A 15,987-nucleotide genomic window follows, 5' to 3' on the forward strand; every position below is an offset into this window, starting at 1 on the left:
GTGCCATGGGTTGTCTTCGCCGCGTCATTGCGGCGAACTATGATGGGGGGATGATTTCCGTCCGCCTTCCGCTGGCGCTTGCCGCCGCCCTCGCACTGGCCAGCTGTGCCAGCACCCCGTCCACCTTGCCGGCAGCCGCGCCCGCCGGCACCAGCGCAGCCGCTGCCAGCGCACCGAAACTGCTGCTGGTCTCGATCGACGGCCTGCGCGCGGACATGCTGGACCGTGGCATCACCCCGAACCTGTCGCGTATCGCGCACGACGGCGTGCGCGCGCAGTGGATGACGCCTTCGTACCCGTCGTTGACCTTCCCCAACCACTACACGATCGTGACCGGGCTGCGCCCCAACCACCACGGCATCATCCACAACAGCATGCAGGAGGAGTCGCTGGGCCGGTTCCAGCTCAACCTGCGCGATGCGGTGACCGATGCACGCTGGTGGGGCGGCGAACCGATCTGGGTCGGGGCGGAGAAAGCCGGCCTGCGCTCGGCGACCTGGTCATGGCCAGGCAGCGAGGCAGCGATCCAGGGAGTGCGACCGAGCCAGTGGCGGGCCTACGACCCAACCGTCTCCCTGTCCGACCGGGTCGATGAGGTGCTGGGTTGGGTCGGCCAGGCTGATGCTGGAGCACCCCGTCTGGTCACGCTGTACATGGAACAGGTGGACAAGGCGGGTCACCACTACGGCCCCGACTCGCCCGAATACGCCGCCGCCATCGTCGAAGTGGACACCGCCATCGGCCGCCTGCTTGATGGCCTCACGACACGCGGGCTGGACGCCGATATCAACGTCATCGTGTTGTCCGACCACGGCATGGCCCGCGTACCCGATGGCCAGACCATCGCGGTTGAAGACATGGTCGATCCGTCCATCGCCAAAGATGTATCGCTGGGCCAGTCGATCGGATTCGCGCCACTGCCGGGCAAGCAGCGCGAGGCGGAAAAGGTCCTGCTGGGCGCGCACGCGACCTACGACTGCTGGACCCGCCAGACCCTGCCTGCCCGCTGGGAATACGGCAGCAACCCACGCATCCCACCGATCGTGTGCCAGATGCACGAAGGATGGAATGCACTGAGCCGCGAGGGCCTGGCCAAGCGCGAACCGGGCGACCGCGGCTCGCACGGCTACGACAACGCCCTGCCCTCGATGCGCGCGATCTTCATCGCCCGCGGCCCGTCCTTCAAACAGGGCGCCACCCTGCCCGGCTTCGACAACGTCGACGTGTATCCGTTGATGACGCGTTTGCTGGGCATTCCGGCAGCACCTAACGATGGCAATCCCGAGACGCTGGTTCCTGCGTTGAAGTGATTCTGCTCGCTGGCGGGTTGTCGCGAAATGCAGCGTTTCAGTTGTTCCGTGTTGGGGAGGCCGACGGTCGCGTACGGAAACGAAGAGCAGCCACGCAGGGCGTGGCTCTACGCGGCGGGTACGCCGAAAGGGCCTGGGTTCCGGTAGCGTCGGTTCCCGAACGACGGCACGGAACGCCACCGCGTCCGGTAACGCATGAAAATGATCGACGCCGGCTTTTGATCTTCCATGGCCACCGACACACCCGCCGGCCCAGCCCAGACCAAGCGCAGGTCACCGGCTGTTCGCCAGAATGCATGAAGCTGCCGGGCAGAGCCCGGCACTACCGGGTTGACGGCAATCACACCGGTGTCCGCAATCACACCGCTCGAAACCAAAAAAAACGCGGCGCAAGCGCCGCGTTTTTTCGTCAGGCCTGGCGAAACTCAGCCGGCCTTGGCAACAGCCTTCTTGGCCACGGCCTTCTTTGCCGGGGCCTTGGCCACGGTCTTCTTGGCGACCGGCGCAGCTGCGCCCACGGCCACCTTGCTCACCGCGTGCGAACGCGAATTGCCGTAGCTGGCGTTGTAGCGCTTGCCCTTGGCGGTCTTGCGGTCACCCTTACCCATGTCGTCAACTCCTTAGTCTGAAATCTGATTACCCCGTGCTGACACGGGTTCGGCGGGCCCGCCCTTGCAGACGCCCCCGCGCACGATCGGAAAGCCTACCACAGCGCCTCAGTGCGCACAGCTCGCGTCATGGACGTGGCCGTGGTTCAGACGCAGGTTGACCAGGTGGGCAACACCCACCAGCACGCCGCCCAATGTCATCACCACCGCATGCGGCACCGGCGCATGGTGCAGCGGCCCGTACAGCAGCCCCGCCCACAACGCGGTCAGCCCCGGCACCAGGAACCCCAGCGCGCGCAGCGCCCCATGGCGGCGATAACCCCACACCAGGCTGAACAGACCGAGCAGGGTCACGAAGCTGACCAGCGCCAGTTCCACCCCGTCGCCCAGCCACACCGACAGCCCCAGCGAAGGCGCCGCCGCCAGCAGGACAGGCAGCACGGCACAGTGCACCGCGCACAGCAGCGAGCCGGTGGCACCAAAGCGATCCAACAGATGACGGAGGCGGGCGAACAGGGGCATGACTTCCAGCAGGGTCGGCGAAGCGTTATGGAATAATATAACATCAATCCCGACGCGCACTCCTTCCCCCGTCTCACCCGGTTTTACCCGCCCCGTTTTGACGGGATTGGCGCGCCCGACCATTGATACATTGTAACAATTCGACCAACGGACCCTCTGCCCATGCGCTCTTCCCATTCCCTCCAGCCGCACGCGCTGTCCCTGGCACTTGCCGCGGCACTGATTCCCTCCCTGGCCGTGGCGGCCGAAGATGCCGGCCAGCGTGACCACCACCTGACCGAACTGTCCGCGGTGAAGGTCACCGCTACCCCGCTGCAGGGCGATGCCGAATCACTGGCACGCCCGGTGAACGTGCTGGCCGGCGAACGCCTGGACGAGCAGAAGTCCGGCACCCTGGGTGACACCGTGGCCAAGCTGCCCGGCGTGCAGAGCACCTTCTTCGGCCCCGGCGTGGGCCGCCCGATCATCCGTGGCCAGGAAGGCCCGCGCGTGGCCGTGCTGTCCAACGGCATGGGCAACATGGATGCCTCCACCGTCAGCGCCGACCATGCCACCAGCATCGAGCCGTTCCTGGCCGACCAGATCGAAGTGCTCAAGGGCCCGGCCACCCTGCTGTTCGGCAGTGGCGCCATTGGTGGCGCGGTCAACGTGGTCGATGGCCGCATCGCCCGCGACCTGCCCGACCGCCCGCTCAGCGGCCGCGCCGAAGTACGCGGCAACTCGGTCAACGACGAACGCAGTGGCATGTTCCGGCTCGATGGCGTGAACGGCAACTGGGTGCTGCATGTCGACGGCCTGGTCCGCAACGGCGACGACTACCGCATTCCCGGCTATGCGGTGATCGACGGCCTGGAAGACCACAGCGGCCACGACCACGAAGAAGGCGACGCCGACGAACCGCGTCGCGGCACGCTGGACAACAGCTCGATTCGTACCCGTGCCGGCGGCGTCGGCGCGACCTGGCTCGGCGAAGGCGGTTACTTCGGTGCGTCGGCCAGCACCTACCGCACCAACTACGGCATTCCCAACGGCGCGCACGTGCATGCCGACGACGACCATGATCACGACCACGACCATGGCGACGAGGAAGAAGAAGGCGACGAACATGATGTGCGCATCGACATGGTGCAGAACCGCTTCGAAGCCAAGGGCGGCATCTACAACCCGGTCTCGTTCCTGAAGAACATCAACCTGCGCACCGCCTACACCGATTACGAGCACGTCGAGCTGGAAGCCGGCACGCCCTCCACCCGCTTCACCAACCGCGGTATCGAAGCCCGCCTGGAAGCGGTGCAGCAGCAGATCGGCGGCTGGGATGGCGCCTTCGGCCTGCAGTTCGGCAACAGCGACTTCGGCGCCAGGGGCGAAGAAGCGTTCGTGCCCGATACCGGCACCCGCAACATCGGCCTGTTCGTGCTGCAGGAAAAGCAGTTCGGCCCGTTCAAGCTCGAACTCGGCGGCCGCCACGACCAGGTCAAGCTCGACCCGACCGGCGATTACCGCGCGCGCACCTTCGACGCCACCAACCTGTCGGCGGCCGGTATCTGGAAGCTCAATGATGCGGTCGACCTGCGCTTTGGCGTGGACGGCTCCGAGCGCGCACCGACCAATGAAGAGCTGTACGCCGCCGGCGCGCACATCGCCACCCGTTCGCTGGAGATCGGCGATGCCAACCTGAAAACCGAGCGCGGCCAGCGCGTCGAGCTGGGCATCCACACCCACAGCGACCGTCTCGATTTCTCCGCGTCGATCTACCAGACCAGATTCAAGGACTTCATCTACCTGGCCGACACCGGCGTGGTCGAAAGCCTGCCGGTACGCCTGTGGACCCAGCAGGACGCCACGTTCAAGGGCGCTGAAGCCGAAGCCCTGGTACACCTGTTCGAAGGCAGCACCGGCGACTGGGACCTGCGCGTGTTCGGCGACTACGTGAAGGCCGAGCTGGATGGCAGCGGCAGCCGCAGCGTCGACATCGCCGTGCCGCACGGCGACCATGACCACAACTACACCGTGGACCTGGCCAACAGCGGCTACCTGCCGCGCATTTCCCCGGCCCGGGTCGGCGCCGACCTGCGCTGGTCGCGTGACGGCTGGCGTGCGTCGGTCGGCGCGGTGCGTTACAGCAGCCAGAAGGACACCGCGCAGAACGAAGCACCGAGCGAGGGTTACACCCTGGTCGACGCGCACTTCGCTTACCGCTGGGACCGCTCGGACAGCAACAGCTACGAGGTGTTCCTGGACGGCAACAACCTGACCAATCGCGAGGCACGCGCACACACCTCGCTGCTGCGCGATTACTCGCCGCTGCCCGGTCGTGGCGTGGCGTTCGGCATCCGCGCGTATTTCTGATCCCCGCTGGGGTGCATGTTTGACCTTCGGGGGCCGCAAGGCCCCCGCTTTTTTCTGTCACCCTGCCCGTCCGCGAAGCCCGCCGCGGCTGCCGTACCGGCACGCGCTGACTTCACGCCTCGTTGACCAACCACAGCGGCCTCATACCGGTATCGCCCACCCGACTTCCATTACGGACATTTCTGTCCGAAAATAGCCCATGCAAAGTCAACGTGCCGATGCGGCTGCCCGCCGCGCCCTGATCCTGGATGCCGCCGACAGCGTGTTCGGCCAGCATGGCGTTACTGCTCCGCTGGACCTGGTCGTCGAAAAGGCCCAGGTCGGGCGCGCCACCCTGTACCGCAACTTCCCGGACCGCACTGCGCTGATCGAAGCGCTGCTCGATCGCACCGTGGCCCGCATCGCGCGCCAGGTCGAAACGCTGGGCGATCGCGATGACGCACTGTTCGAGGTACTGCAGGGGATGGCCTCGCGCATCGTGCAGTCGCCGGCATTGGCCGATTATTGGCGCGCGGTGGACCCCGACGAACCCACCATCAAGGCCGCGCGGCAGACCGTGCACAACCTGCTGAAAGCGCCGATCCAGCGCGCCATCGATGCCGGGTTGTGCCGTCCGGACCTGCAGGTCACCGATATCTCGCTGATATCCAGCATGCTCGGTGCCGCACTGCGCGGCAAGACCCGCGACGAACGCGCGCGCCTTGCCGCGCGTGCGCTGCAGCTGCTGCGTGGGGGGCTGGGCGGGCAGGTAGACGTGAGCCGCTGATGCCCGACTACCTCAAACCAATTCCCAACTGGGAGGAGCACGAGAAACCCACCCTGCCCGGGTCTGCGTCGATGCCATGGCACCCGCCGCACCGGCGCGTCGCCTATGCGCTGGTCGCGCTGCTCGTCGGCATCACCGGCGGCCTGGGCAACGCGCTGGTCACCGCCAACCTGCCCTTCCTGCAGGGCCAGCTCGGGTTGACCCCCACCCAGGGCAGCTGGCTGGTGGCCGCCTATGCGATGGTCAACGTCACCGCCAACCTGCTCGCCTTCAAGTTCCGCCAGCAATATGGCATCCGCCTGTTCGCGGAGATCGGGCTGGGTCTGTACGCCGCGCTGGCGGTGCTGCACCTGTTCGTGGGCAGCTTCGAGACCACCCTGCTGATGCGCGCCGCCAGTGGCTTTGCCGGTGCGGCCTGCAGCACGCTGGGCACGCTGTACATGCTGCAGTCGCTGCCCCGGCGCTACACCGGCAACCTGCTGGTGATCGGCGTGGGCATTTCGCAGATGGCCCTGCCGATCGCCTGGCTGGTTTCGCCGGGCCTGGTCGACACGGGCCAGTGGCACAACCTGTACCTGTTCGAGGCAGGGCTGGCGCTGTGTGCCTTCGCTGCAGTGGTGATGCTCAAGCTGCCGCCCGGTGCGCAGATCAAGGTCTTCGAGCCGATGGACTTCCTCAGTTTCGCCCTGCTCGCCCCGGCTGTGGCGCTGCTGGTGGTGGTGCTGGCGCAGGGCTACCTGCGCTGGTGGCTGGATACTCCCTGGCTGGGTTGGGCACTGGTCGCCTCCATCGCGCTGGGCACCGCCGGTGTGGCGGTTGAACACTATCGGCGCAACCCGCTGCTGCAGACCCGCTGGCTGGCCAGCCCGGCGACACTGCACTTCATCCTCGGCGCCTTCCTGATCCGCTTCCTCACCACCGAACAGTCGTACGGCGTGATCGGCCTGATGCGCCAGCTGGGCATGGGGCCGGACCAGATGCGCCCCCTGTTCGCGGTGATCCTGGCCGGGGTGATCACCGGCATCGCCACCAGCTCGCTGACCTTCGGGCCCAAACGCATCGTCGCGCAGTTGCTGATGGCCATCCTGCTGCTGGGTACCGCCTCGCTGCTGGACCAGAGCCGGACCAGCCAGGACCGTCCGCACGACTTCTTCCTGAGCCAGTTCCTGGCGTCGATGGGCGCAGGCATGTTCATGGGCCCGTTGATCATGCTGGGCATCACCCAGGCGCTGAAACAAGGCACCGACCACATGATCACGTTCCTGGTCACGCTGTCGATCACCCAGACCCTGGGGGGCTTGGCCGGTTCGGCGGTGCTGGGCACCTTCCAGCTGCACCGTGAGCAGGTGTACTCCAGCGCTCTGGTCAGCCAGCTCAACCCGGCCGACGGCGTGGTAGCGCAGCGCCTGAAGCTGCAGCAGCAGGTGTATGCCCCGCTGCTGACCGACCCGGTGCAGCGCAGCGCGCAGGGCACCGCGCAGCTGGCCCAGATCACCCGCCGCGAAGCGAACGTGCGCGGCTTCAACGACGTGTTCGCGTTGAGCGGTCGGGTTGCACTGGGTTTCCTGGGCTGGCTGCTGCTGTTGTCGGTACGCACCGCCGTGCTCAAGCAGTGGCGCAAGCGCCATCCACGCGCCACGTCCCCTTCACCGGTTGCGCCTCCCGGCGTGGCTCCGCGATGAGTCTCTCCATGTCCAGTACGCCTCCGCGCGATGACCTGCCCGATGACATCAACCCGCCCGCGCCCACCGACGCCGCGCCGGCGGCGGTGGACCCTCCCGCGCCTGCCGCCGCAGCGCCAAGCGGTGCACCCAAGTACCTCAAGCCCAGCGGGCGCAGCGTGGCGGTGATGATCGTGGTGGCGCTGTTCGGCATCGCGCTGATCCTGCGCGCGTGGTCGTTGTGGCCGTTCAACAGCAGCTGGGTGAGTACCGACAACGCCTTCGTGCGTGGCCAGATCACCGTGCTGGCGCCGCAGGTCAACGGCTATGTCACCGACGTGCTGGTGAAGGACTTCCAGCACGTGAAACAGGGCGAACCGCTGCTTCGCATCGACGACCGCGTCTACAGGGAGAAGGTGGCGCAGGCGCAGGCGAACCTGGACAGCGCGGTGGCCGCGCTGGCCAATTCGGACCAGGCACAGGCGCAGAACCGCGCGCAGATCGGCGCGGCGCAGGCCGCGCTGTCGGCAGGCCAATCGGAACTGGCGCGTTCGCGCGTCGAGCTCAAGCGCTATGAGGAACTGGCCGACCAGCAGCTGGTGGCACTCAACGACCGCGACAAGTTCCGCACCAGCGCACAGGCCGCGCAGTCATCGGTGCAGCAATCGCAGGCACAGATCCGCATCGCAGAAGAGACCCTGACCTCCACCCAGGTCGCGCGCAAGGGCCTGGAAGCCGGCGTGGAAACCGCCAGGGCGCAGCTGGAACTGGCGCGGATCGATCTGGCCAACACGGTCATCCACGCCCCGCGCGACGGCCAGGTCAGTGAAGCATCGGTGCGGCTGGGCCAGTACGTCACCGCTGGTTCGCAGCTGCTGTTCCTGGTGCCGGACACGCTGTGGGTGGTGGCCAATTTCAAGGAAGGCCAGACCTGGCGGATGCGCATCGGCCAGCCGGCGACGTTTTCGGTGGATGCCTTCGACGGTGAGCGGCTGAGCGGCCACATCGAGCAGATCGCGCCGGCCACCGGATCGGAGTTCAGCGTGCTGCGCCCGGACAATGCCAGTGGAAACTTCACCAAGGTAGTGCAGCGTCTGCCGGTGCGGATCGTGATCGATCCGGACCAGGCGCTGGCGCCGCGGCTGAGGCCGGGCATGTCGGTGGTGGTACGCGTGGATACGGCCTCAACCCCGAGGAAGCAAAAGGAACGGTAGCAACCGGCGTCAGCCAACCGGTTGTTCCATCACCCCGCGCAGCGGGCGCACAGGCCGTGCACTTCCAGGGTCTGCGCCTGGGGCTGGAAGCCCAGTTCCTTGGCGCGCTTTTCCAGCTGGCTGACGATGTCGCGGTCTTCCAGCTCCACCGCGCTGTGGCAGCTGTTGCAGATCAGGAACGGCACCGAATGCTGCGCGCTGCTGGGGTGGTGGCAGGCCACGAAGGCATTCACCGATTCCAGCTTGTGCACGAAGCCGTTGGCCATCAAAAAATCCAGCGCGCGATACACCGTGGGCGGGGCATCGGCGCCCACGCCCTTGCCGCTGCGCACCCATTCCAGCAGCTCGTAGGCCTTGACCGGCTTGCCAGCCTCGGCGATCAGCCGCAATACGTTGGCGCGGATCGGCGTCAGCCGCAGTCCGCGCTCGGTGCACACGCGCTCCACCACCTTCACGAAGTCCGAAGCGTCGTGAACGTGATGGTGTGGGGCGGTACAAGCGGTCTTGGCGGACATGCGCGGTCTCCTGTGGTCAGGCCGTCGGTACTTTAGTGAGTGCTACGTCGATGCGTTTCAAGGCCTCTTCACGCCCGGCCAGGAACACGGTCTGCGAAATGTCCGGGCTGACCTGGGTGCCGGTGATGGCCACGCGCAGCGGCTGCGCCACCTTGCCCATGCCGATCTCCAGCACTGCCGAGACCTCGTGCAGGGCCGCCGCGACGCCCTCCAGCGTCCACGTGCCCAGCGCCGCCAGCAGCTCGCGGGTCTTGCCCAGCGCCAGTTCCGCGCCCGGCTTGAAGTGCTTGGCCACCGCCGCTTCGTCGTATTCGACCAGCGGCTGGTACCAGACCACCGCCTTTTCGGCCATTTCCTTCAGGGTCTGCACGCGGTCGCGCAGGGCCACCACCACGTCGGCCGGGGCCGGGCCGGCGGCCAGGTCCAGGCCCAGCTTGTTCAGCTGGTAGACCAGGTGCGGGGCGATGCCGGCCGGGTCTTCGGTCTTCAGGAAGTGCTGGTTCACCCAGCCCAGCTTGGCCATGTCCAGGCGCGAGGCCTTGGAATTGCAGTGGGTCACGTCGAACAGGTCGATCAGCTCCTGGCGGCTGAACAGCTCCTGGTCGCCATGCGACCAGCCCAGCCGGGCCAGGTAGCTCAGCAGCGCGTCGGGCAGGTAGCCGGCGTCCTTGTACTGCATCACGTCGGCCGCACCGGTGCGCTTGGACAGCTTGGCGCCCTGCTCGTCCAGGATCATCGGCATGTGCCCGAACTTCGGCACCGGTGCGCCGATGCCTTGGTACAGGTTGATCTGGCGCGGGGTGTTGTTGATGTGGTCGTCGCCGCGGATGACCTCGGAAATGCGCATGTCCCAGTCGTCCACCACCACCGCGAAGTTGTAGGTGGGGAAGCCGTCCGGACGGAAGATCACCATGTCATCCAGCTCGCTGTTGGCGATCTCGATGCGGCCCTTGATCAGGTCGTCGAACACCACCGTGCCTTCCAGCGGGTTCTTGAAGCGGATCACCCGGTTCGGGTCGTCCCGGTACGGCAGGCCCTGTTCGCGCGCGGCGCCGTTGTAACGCGGCTTTTCCTGGCGTGCCATGGCCGCCTCGCGCATCGCGTCGAGCTCTTCGCGGGTCTCGTAGGCGTAATAGGCCTTGCCGTCGGCAATCAACTGCTCGGCCACTTCCCTGTAGCGGGCCACGCGCTGGGTCTGGTAGAACGGGCCTTCGTCGTAGTTCAGGCCCAGCCACTCCATTGCCTCCAGGATCGCGTCGATCGCACCCTGGGTGCTGCGTTCGCGGTCGGTATCCTCGATGCGCAGCACGAATTCCCCGCCGCGGTGGCGCGCCTCCAGCCAGCAGTACAGCGCGGTGCGGGCGCCGCCGATGTGCAGGTAGCCAGTGGGACTGGGGGCAAAGCGGGTGCGGCAGGTCATGAAAGGCTCGGGGAACGGGGACGACCCGCGATTTTACTCTCCCCGGCAGTCATGGTGGCCACCCGGTCATATCGTCATCCCGCCAGCGGCTCCCGTGGCCTGGGATGGCGGCCCAAGCATCCTCTCCCAGCCGCGTACAAAGGACTGCGCCTGCAGTCGGGAGGCGTGAACCTGCCGCAGGTGAAACTGGAACCTGGCGCTCCCCTGCGTTGAAAACGCACCATACAGCTCGGCCAGGGTCTGGGGCATTTCTTCCTGGCCGGCGTCGAGCAGTCCAGAGAACGCGCGTGAGGTGAAGAGGGTGTTCAGCCAGCGACCAAAGCGGTCCTCGTGCGTGAAGGACATCAGGCCAAAGTTCGGATCATAGAGAATCCATTCGCGTTGGCCGTTTTCGGCAACCCGGATGGCGCAGGCCATGCTGTGGCGGCTTCCACTGAGAATGAACTCGGTGTTCTCGGCAACCCCGGCCAGGAACCGCGCCAGGTGGGAGGTGGCGATCAGGGAGGTCGAGGACATGGTGCCGCGTTCCAAGGCGGCCCCCTGGGCGTCGCGAACAGCGGCGAAGGTGGCCACCGAACGGGCTTCCAATGGTGCAGCGATGGCTTGACGCAGATTATCCAGCACCGCGAATTCCTCTCCCCGCGCCAGTGCCGTGGCCATGATGCGGGACAAACCGGTGCACATCCCCGATGCCGAACCGCTGGCTTCGCCCAGCAGGCCCTGCGAAGCAGGATGAAAGCGACCACCCGCAACGCCGACCTCATCGGCCACCATGATTTCCATCATCGCGTAATGCTCGGCACGCAATGTGCTTTCCAATCGCTCGATGATCACCGACAGGGCTCCCTGCTGCACCGGATCAAGGATGCCCGACACGAACTGTTCCTTCATCCTCGCCACGCTGCTGCCGTCATTGAGCACCGCAGGCGCCACCACACGCTCCCAGTGCTCCTGGCCCCATCTGAAGTCCAGCGCGGTACTGTCCAGTGAATCCAGACGCAGCCGCTCCAGGTGCAGGTTCAGGGCATTGCGGTACGTCAGATCCAGCGATGAGCGGCCAAGGGGTGCATGACCCACTGCTGCCTCGGGTGCACCGCCGCGCAGCCCCACATCGGCATGGGGCTCCCACAGGCCGTCGGCGTTCAAGCGCACCGGCGGATGATAGGTGCTGCCGGGCTGCGGGTCGCGCAGGCGCCAGGTACGCTGCGCGCGATCGAAGTTGACCTCGTATGCATGCCCGCCCTGCTCGATGTACTGCCGACCCAGGCTGTCGTACACCCCATTGTCGGCGGCGCGGACACCCGCCAGGCTCACAGACCGGGAGTAGCGTTCAGTCAGCCGCTGCAGCGGATCAGGGCGCTGCAGCCAGACCGATGCCTGCAGCGCCGGCTCCAGGCGGGCGCCGTCGTGCCCGGCGAGCGCGGCAATCCGCGCCGTGCCCAGCGGCGCGGACAACGCCAGGCCGAGCGCACCGGCGGCCGCACTGCTGACCCCCGCCCGGCGCACCTGCGGCGTGTCACCCTCGATGGCCTGCTCCACGCCCACGCCAAGCTCGATGGCCGCACCGATCGCCACTACCGGCAGCAGCGCAGGCACCAGTACGCTGGCCAGGCCTACCGCCTCGTCGAACTGCTCCAGGCGTGGCATCCAGCGCCGGCGGAAGGCTTCCCATGGCGAGGTCATCAGCGTCTGCGCATCGCGCCGCGAGCGCTCGCGCAATCGGCGCACCAGCGCAGTCGAGGCCTCACCGTGGACAACGCTGGCCGCGCATCCGTCACTGAACATGGTCTGGGCGCCGTCGCCCAACGCCGAATGCACGCCATTGGAGACCCATCCATCCTGGAGATCGGCCAGATCGAAGGCCGACTCCAACCACCCCCGACCGGTCTCGGTGGCCGCCACCCGCTCAACCCACCCCATCAGATCCAATGCATTGGAAAATTCGTAGAACCGGTTGCCGCTGTGCGCGACGAACAGCAGCACTTCAGGCCCGCTGTCATCACTGATGTGCAGTATCGTCGACGCCGTCCCGTGGATGTTCAGCCAACCTGCGAGCGTGCCATTGCGTGGCACCGGGAGGAATGCAGGATCCTGCGACTGCCGGCCACTCATGTCACCGAACAGCCCCAGCGCCAGCTGCGCGCCGCGCCGCGACAGCGAGCCGTCCGCATACTGTTGCCAGCAGGAGTGCAGGTAGCTGCCGCGCAGGGTGGCCAGCACCTGCCCTTCATACTGTTGCCAGAAGGCGTCCAGCCGGGCCAGGTACGCGCCCTGTACGTCCAGGTCCCGCGCCACCGACAGGAGTTGCGCCGGCAGCAGGTCTGCTATTTCGCTGCTTTCATCGAAGAAGTCACCGTCGCTGATGCGATACAGGCCAAGCCGTCCGGCGGAGGAATCGTCCAGGTCCTGCGCACGGGTCATCGCGCACTCGGCCAGGCTGACGGCGAACCGGCGCTGGGCGCGCGTGTGACGCCAGCCACTGATGGCCTGGTCGTTGGGACGACCCCCACTGAAGGCCACGATGTACGCCCCGCGGCTGTCAAAGGCGATGCCGTAGCGTTGCAGGATCTCATCGTCCAGGACCTGCTGCGCGAAAGGCACCAGACCCGGATAACGACCTGCAAGCAGGCTGCGCCCAGCGCTGAGCGCGTGCAGCCAGCGCGCACCATCCATGCCCAGGTTGCGCAGCGCGCCGGGGGTATCGGCCGGAAACCGGGCCATCCAGTGCGCTGCACCGTGGGCGGTGATGTCGGCCGGCGTCAGGGCAGCCAGCTCGCCTGCGGCCGCCAACAGCGGAATCGGCACCGGCGGCAGGGGGGACCTCAGCACGGTCTCCAGTGCATTGAAGCGGTGGCGCACGCGGTCCGGCGCGGTTGGCATGGGAGGGCGCAACTGCGCATGGCGCAGTTGCAGGGACTGCCGGAACATTGCCCAGCGGAAATCCCCGTCGATGGCATATGCCGGTACAACCGGAAGATACCCCCTCTGCCAGTGCGCATGGTCGGTGACGGCTACCCGCGCCGGGAGATGCTGGCGCACCTCCACAGCCAGTCGCTGAAGGGCCCCATCGCGCGATTCGAACGCCTCCACGAACGGGGAGCGGGTGTCACTGATCACCAGCACGGGTAACGACGTCGGCTCGGTCAGATCCGTCGCGGTCACCAACACCACCCCGTGCAGCGGCACCGCCTGCCCGCTGGCGTTCGCCGCCAACGCATGCACCTCGATCTGCCGCCCCGGCATCGCCAGGGCACGACCTTTGGAAGGCTCAGCCATGTCGAACCGGGCAGGAAAATCGATCAGCACCTGGACCAGTGCAACCGCCTCATCGCTCAACTGCCCTGCTGCATTCAGCAACATGGCAGCACCGGACAGGCGGCGGGTAAAGCCCTCCATGAAATGTTGCGAAGCCGCGCTGGGTCGGCCGTGCCATGCGTCTTCCACACAGCTGTCGAAGCGCTGCCGAAACGCTGCAAGGTAGTCCCGGCCAGCGACCGCCTGCTTGAACTGCGGCAACGTCAGCTCCCTGCACTCCTGTACCGGGAAGTAGGTTTCCGGCGTAGCCCGGTAATACAGTCCGGCATGATCCGGGGCGGCCTGGGCCGTCAACAGCGCCGCGCCCACAAGCGTATGGGAGCTGACCAGACCACTGCGAACCCATTGGAGCCGCGATTGCAGGCCCGGCCGATTACTCAGGACTACGCGGGGTGGCCGCAGCTGGCGCGCCTCCCACTCCGGCCACGTTTCGCTCACCTGGAAAGCGTTGAGGTATATCTGCAACGGATCGATGGGCCGTCCGGTGACCGAGCGCAGATCCGATGCCACCTGTTCGGTGAGGTAGGCGTCAAGCTGCGGCAACGCAGCCCAGGCCTGCGCCAGCGCCTGTTCGGCCGCAACGATGTCGCGCCATGCTGCACTCAAGCGCGCGTGTTGCGTGCTGGTATTGGTTCCCATCGCCTGGATCCAGGTCAACAGGCGCGAGCGCATCGATGCAATGTCCAGCCCTGGATCGCGGAGCAGCGGCAATGAATCCGGTTCAGGGGCGCTGCGGGCCGCATCGATCAGCAAGGCGCTGGTGCGCTGCAGCTGCTCATTCCACCGTTGCACGGCGCGCCCGGCCGTTGGCGGCCGCATCGCATCCGCCGTGCGGCGTACCCGGCGGGCCGCCTCGACCTCGCTGTTGACGGCCGAAAGGCCGAATGCCGCCATCACTTCAGCCCCGATCTGGTTGGCCTCGAGCTGCTCACTGACCTCCGCCACCAACCTCCATGGCCGGTCACGACCCGCCGCGTGCACACGGCGCCAGAGTGCATGCCAGAGCGTGCCGCTGTCGTCGGGCGCGATCACGCTGTCAAGCAACGCCACCGCCTCCTCCGCCCCTGTGGGTAGAGGCGCCGTGGGCGTCGTGCCAAAGGCCCAGTGCCAACCCAGGGCAGCCAATCCTGAGCCGCTTCCGACCAGGCCCGCCGCCATGGCGAGCAGACCATGCCCCCCCTGCGGGGCGGCCCCCGAAGCGACGGATCCAACAACGTGCGGTACCCGCAACGAGGGCTCTGCCGCCGTACCCAGGAAGGTGGCCGCCATTCCCTCGACCGACCCGCCACCGGCGCTGTTCGTCAGCAGGCTCGGCACCGCGGAAACGGCATATACCAGCGCTTCGGCCAGCGCCCGGCGAAATCCAGTGCGCCGCTCCGGAGCGTGCCCAGCGCGTTCGGCGACCGACAACAACCAGTGGCCCAGGCAATCGCCGGCGCCGCCGGAGGTCGCCAGCAACGGCACGGCGGCGTCATCAGCCAGCATTTCCAATGACGAAAGTACCGCCACCCGCCCAGCCTCCGGTACAAGTGTCCGGCATTCGGAATCCACCGCGTCGAACAGTGCCGTCAGGGCCATGCGCGGATCGATGCACCCGGCATCCCGATCGGCCACGGCGATCAGCCGGGACACAGCACACTCCAGCCGCCTCGCTGTCAGTTGCGGAAACCAACGCTCCAACTGTTGCCGGGCCCGTGCGCATTGCACCGCGCGCGGTGCGGCCTGCTGGCCGAGCGCAACATCACGACAGTCCAACATGCCGCCGGCGCGTTCGCGTTCCAGTGCCGCCTGCCAATCGCGCACAGGCATGTCGTAAGGACGGTACAGGACATCCCGCATGACGCCCAGCAATGCGTTGGTCGCCGCCACGGCATGTGTCAACTGCGCCCGCACCGGCATGCATGCAACCCCCCAGGCCGCCCGTGGCAGGACCAGCAATCCCGCCAGGCAGCTGCGCCACGCGTCGCGTTGCGCACGCGGCAATCGCTTCGGCAGCAACCCCTGCAGGGCGTCGTCCACCAGCACCTGCGCCATCGGCGCGGCCAACGCGGTGCGGTGGAAGGTCGGCTCCAGCGACAGAAAAAAATGGGCATCCAGAGGGCCCTGCCGCAACGCGGCCGACAACGCATCCAGCTCCTGCTGCGGCACTCCGGACAGCCACAGAAGGCGTTCAGGCGCAACGGCACACCGGTTGCCGACAGATTCCAGCGCTACCGTCGCCCGCGCCTGCGAACCTGACCGGTGTGCCGCCGAATACGACCACGGGCTGGCGGAGGGTACTGCCTGACGGGCGCCATCGATCATCAC

The 15,987-nt window shown here is 67.0% G+C and carries 10 protein-coding genes; 5 read left to right on the forward strand and 5 right to left on the reverse strand.

Features of this window, described 5'->3' with window-relative positions; all coding sequences use genetic code 11:
* Positions 1-50: 50 nt before the first annotated feature.
* Positions 51-1,310, forward strand: coding sequence for an ectonucleotide pyrophosphatase/phosphodiesterase (locus WIX41_RS03510; protein ID WP_339445781.1), 1,260 nt, complete (start codon positions 51-53; stop codon positions 1,308-1,310).
* 425 nt (positions 1,311-1,735) lie between these two features.
* Here the strand turns inward: WIX41_RS03510 and WIX41_RS03515 are convergent, their stop codons facing one another.
* Both WIX41_RS03515 and WIX41_RS03520 read right to left on the reverse strand, forming a co-directional pair.
* Positions 1,736-1,918, reverse strand: coding sequence for a 30S ribosomal protein THX (locus tag WIX41_RS03515; protein WP_068850363.1), 183 nt, complete (start codon positions 1,916-1,918; stop codon positions 1,736-1,738).
* 108 nt (positions 1,919-2,026) lie between these two features.
* Positions 2,027-2,440, reverse strand: coding sequence for a MerC domain-containing protein (locus WIX41_RS03520; RefSeq protein WP_339445782.1), 414 nt, complete (start codon positions 2,438-2,440; stop codon positions 2,027-2,029).
* Between the two features lie 162 nt (positions 2,441-2,602).
* Between WIX41_RS03520 and WIX41_RS03525 the strand changes: the two genes are divergently transcribed.
* From WIX41_RS03525 to WIX41_RS03540, 4 genes are all read left to right on the forward strand, one after another.
* Complete coding sequence (locus tag WIX41_RS03525; RefSeq protein ID WP_339445783.1) at positions 2,603-4,789, forward strand: TonB-dependent receptor; 2,187 nt, start codon at positions 2,603-2,605, stop codon at positions 4,787-4,789.
* Positions 4,790-4,988: 199 nt separating this feature from the next.
* Entirely contained in the window at positions 4,989-5,555 is a 567-nt protein-coding gene (locus tag WIX41_RS03530) for a TetR/AcrR family transcriptional regulator (protein ID WP_339445784.1), read from the forward strand.
* Entirely contained in the window at positions 5,552-7,237 is a 1,686-nt protein-coding gene (locus tag WIX41_RS03535) for an MFS transporter (protein WP_409187444.1), read from the forward strand. Before WIX41_RS03530 ends, WIX41_RS03535 begins: the two co-directional genes overlap by 4 nt.
* Before the next feature lie 8 nt (positions 7,238-7,245).
* A complete protein-coding gene (locus WIX41_RS03540; protein ID WP_339445786.1) occupies positions 7,246-8,430 on the forward strand; it encodes an HlyD family secretion protein in 1,185 nt (394 codons plus the stop codon).
* A gap of 29 nt (positions 8,431-8,459) precedes the next feature.
* Here the strand turns inward: WIX41_RS03540 and WIX41_RS03545 are convergent, their stop codons facing one another.
* The 3 genes from WIX41_RS03545 to WIX41_RS03555 form a co-directional block, all read right to left on the reverse strand.
* Positions 8,460-8,945 (reverse strand): Fur family transcriptional regulator, encoded by a 486-nt coding sequence (locus tag WIX41_RS03545; protein WP_068850345.1) that lies wholly within the window; start codon positions 8,943-8,945, stop codon positions 8,460-8,462.
* A gap of 16 nt (positions 8,946-8,961) precedes the next feature.
* Positions 8,962-10,365 carry a glutamate--tRNA ligase gene (gltX, locus tag WIX41_RS03550; protein ID WP_339445787.1) on the reverse strand — a complete coding sequence of 468 codons (1,404 nt, stop codon included), beginning with the start codon at positions 10,363-10,365 and terminating at the stop codon, positions 8,962-8,964.
* A gap of 66 nt (positions 10,366-10,431) precedes the next feature.
* Complete coding sequence (locus tag WIX41_RS03555; RefSeq protein ID WP_339445788.1) at positions 10,432-15,984, reverse strand: dermonecrotic toxin domain-containing protein; 5,553 nt, start codon at positions 15,982-15,984, stop codon at positions 10,432-10,434.
* Between the last annotated feature and the right edge of the window lie 3 nt (positions 15,985-15,987).

Source organism: Stenotrophomonas sp. AB1(2024) (genome assembly GCF_037482345.1).
In the GTDB taxonomy this organism is placed as follows: Bacteria; Pseudomonadota; Gammaproteobacteria; order Xanthomonadales; family Xanthomonadaceae; genus Stenotrophomonas.

What these genes read in the sequence shown, in the direction of transcription:
- WIX41_RS03510 (WP_339445781.1), top strand. Translation starts at nt 51, where the DNA reads ATGATTTCCGTCCGCCTTCCGCTGGCGCTTGCCGCCGCCCTCGCACTG.
- WIX41_RS03515 (WP_068850363.1), bottom strand. Translation starts at nt 1,918, where the DNA reads ATGGGTAAGGGTGACCGCAAGACCGCCAAGGGCAAGCGCTACAACGCC.
- WIX41_RS03520 (WP_339445782.1), bottom strand. Translation starts at nt 2,440, where the DNA reads ATGCCCCTGTTCGCCCGCCTCCGTCATCTGTTGGATCGCTTTGGTGCC.
- WIX41_RS03525 (WP_339445783.1), top strand. Translation starts at nt 2,603, where the DNA reads ATGCGCTCTTCCCATTCCCTCCAGCCGCACGCGCTGTCCCTGGCACTT.
- WIX41_RS03530 (WP_339445784.1), top strand. Translation starts at nt 4,989, where the DNA reads ATGCAAAGTCAACGTGCCGATGCGGCTGCCCGCCGCGCCCTGATCCTG.
- WIX41_RS03540 (WP_339445786.1), top strand. Translation starts at nt 7,246, where the DNA reads ATGTCCAGTACGCCTCCGCGCGATGACCTGCCCGATGACATCAACCCG.
- WIX41_RS03545 (WP_068850345.1), bottom strand. Translation starts at nt 8,945, where the DNA reads ATGTCCGCCAAGACCGCTTGTACCGCCCCACACCATCACGTTCACGAC.
- gltX (WP_339445787.1), bottom strand. Translation starts at nt 10,365, where the DNA reads ATGACCTGCCGCACCCGCTTTGCCCCCAGTCCCACTGGCTACCTGCAC.
- WIX41_RS03555 (WP_339445788.1), bottom strand. Translation starts at nt 15,984, where the DNA reads ATGATCGATGGCGCCCGTCAGGCAGTACCCTCCGCCAGCCCGTGGTCG.